Source organism: Actinomycetes bacterium (assembly GCA_036510875.1).
Classification (GTDB): Bacteria; Actinomycetota; Actinomycetes; order Prado026; family Prado026; genus DATCDE01.
In genome coordinates this window covers 1-2,524 of the sequence record DATCDE010000312.1, presented here as the reverse complement: position 1 = coordinate 2,524, position 2,524 = coordinate 1, and the positions used below count along the sequence as shown (strand labels likewise).

Here is a 2,524-nt window from a genome sequence, read left to right as displayed (position 1 = left end):
ACGTCGCCCAGGGCGCCGACGAGACCCGCATTCGCTCGACCTCGTGTCCTGGTCGTCGTTGCCGCGCTGCTGCTGGTTACGGCCTGCACCGGTGGACCTTCGCCGTCTCCTTCCCCGTCCGCGTCTGCGTCGGGTTCCGCGCCGTCGGGGGCTGGCTCCTCGCCCCGGTCGGACCTCACCGCTGGGCTCAGCGCTCCGCTGTCGATCACCCCGGTCCAGCAGGCGAACCTGGACAACTACCAGATCAGCCTGCTGGCGAGTACGAAGTCCGGGCAGGTGTGGGCGGCCGCCGACAAGATGAACGCCAACCACACCAACCTCGGCGTCTGGCATGGCACGGTCGGTCGCCCGGGCACCTTCTACCCGATCGGCAACGTCGGAGGGATCGCGGTGGCACCCGACGGGAGCCCGTGGATCGCGGTGGGCACGTCGCTACTGACCTACCGGGGCGGGGCATGGCGAAGCGTCGTGTGGCCGAGCGAGTGGACCGTGGTCGCCGTCAGCAACCCGATGGTCGCACCGGACGGAGTGGTCTGGGCGGGCCTGAGCTCGAGTGACCAAGCCGCCCGGGAACGCAACCTGACCCTGCTGCGCTACGACGGCACAGCCACCCGCCTGCCCGGACTGCCCTTCCACCCGATGAGCGGCCGGCCCGAGCTGGTCATGGCGGCCGACGGCAGCGTGTGGACCAGTAGCGGCAGTGTCGGGGACCCCGGGATCGCCGAACTGGGTGGTCTGCAGCGGTACGACGGGACGGCGTTGAGGTCAGTGCGACCGCTCGGCGGGACCAAGGACGTGCCTGCCCTGGTCGCCGCGGATCCCCAGGGGCCGGTGTGGGCGTACCTGGTCGACGTCGAGCCGGTTGCTGGCACGACCGGCCAGTACTGGACCGGGTCTCGGGCGCTGGCCCGCTTCGACGGCACCGCCTGGACCACCTTCACCGGCGGGCTGCCCGACGGAATCCCGACCTCGATGGTCGCGGTGAAGGGCGTCGTGTGGGCGGTGATGGCGGTGCCAGTCCCTTGGGAGACTCCGGGCCCGGTGACCACCGGCCTGTATCGCTTCGACGGCACCAGCTGGTCCCCAATCACCGTCGCCTCCAACCTCGACCTGAACCTCGACCTGTCCATCACGGACGTCCTGTCCGCGAACCCGGACGGGACCGTGTGGGTTCTCCTCGGCAGCAGCGTTCTGCGCCACGTTTCACCCGGTCTCCCCTGGTGACCGGGCGGGGCGATCGACCAGCGAGGGTCAGCGCGACGGCAACCAGATCACCTGGGCGACCTTCACCTCGCCCTTGACCGTCCGCAGGTTGAACACCAGCACACCAGTGCTGTCAAGGTTCCCCGTCACGTGCGCCGTCACCGAGACCTGGGTGTCGCTCGACACGGCGGGGCGGCTCAGCGAGTCGATAGACAGCCCGGCGTCGAAGTCGGCCTGCACCAGACTCGCCAACTGCTGACCGGAGAACGGACCGAACTGTCCCTGCGGCCCGCTGGACTCCCACGTCCAGTAGCCGCTGGTCGCCTGCTCAAGCGCACCAAGATCGTGGCTGTTCGCCGCATCCAACCAGGCCCTCGCCGCAGCGGTGACCGCCTGCTCACTGCTGGTCTGGTGGTGGTCCACATACAGCCAAGTCCCCGATCCAGCCAGTCCCAGCAGCGCCGCCACCAGGGCGACCACCAACCCCCAGCTGTGAGCCCACCGATGAACCCTGCTGGGGGGCCGGCCGTCCGCAGGTCCCTGCTCGATCAGGTCAGGCACGACCCGGGCGAACACGGCCGCCTTCTCCTGATCGGACAAACTCACGACCCCAAACCTCCCCACCGCACCGGCGCTGCCTCCGACTTTCCCTCGCCTCCAGCGTCGCCCTGCCCGACCCCTGAGGAGCAGAGGACAACGGCCTTGAGGCTGTCTCCGTCCCTGCACCCGCAGTTCTCCGTTGCCTCACGGCGGGACAACGGCCCTCGCGGCCAGTCTTCCGCACCCGTGGGCGCCAATCGCCTGGGTAGCAGTTCCTCCCGCAGCCCGTCCCACCTCGACTACCCGCAGACTCAGTGTGCAAAGCAAAACGCACTTACTGGGCCGGTTATTGCGCGCTGCGTCTCTCTCCTCCACGCACTCGACTGTGCCCGGTCTCACGCGGTGGGCAATCACTCGGCTCACCTCTGCACGTCAGCCACGGCCGCCGGCCGAGGCACCACCGAGCCGGTGGCCCCGACGCTGTGAGGCCGCGTGTCGCTCCCGCGCACGCATCTTGGTTGGTGGTCGCCTGGAGTCGACGTCCGGCGGGTTGCTGCCGCAGACGACACTTGTCCCACCTGTTGCCGTGGTGGCCGGGGGGAACGCGCAGCCCGGCGGGGACGTCGAACGGGCTCAAGGGTTGTCCGGAGATCGGCAGGAGGTGGTCGTGGCCGGATCGCCCCCGGCGATCGGGACGTCAGCGCGGATCGTGCCACTGCTCGGCGGCCTGTTCAAGGATGCCAGCGATAAGCGTCGACGACCTCCAGCTGGCCAACGGCGG

Annotated in this window: 2 protein-coding genes; one reads left to right on the top strand and one right to left on the bottom strand. The window is 69.6% G+C overall.

The features are described 5' to 3' along the window. On the top strand, positions 1–1,224 hold a 1,224-nt coding region (locus VIM19_18090), incomplete at its 5' end, for a hypothetical protein (protein HEY5186761.1). Positions 1,225–1,251: 27 nt separating this feature from the next. On the opposite strand, the gene VIM19_18085 is transcribed toward VIM19_18090, so the two are convergent. Continuing rightward, on the bottom strand, positions 1,252–1,671 hold the full coding sequence (locus tag VIM19_18085; GenBank protein HEY5186760.1) for a hypothetical protein: 420 nt from the start codon (positions 1,669–1,671) through the stop codon (positions 1,252–1,254). Positions 1,672–2,524: the final 853 nt, after the last annotated feature.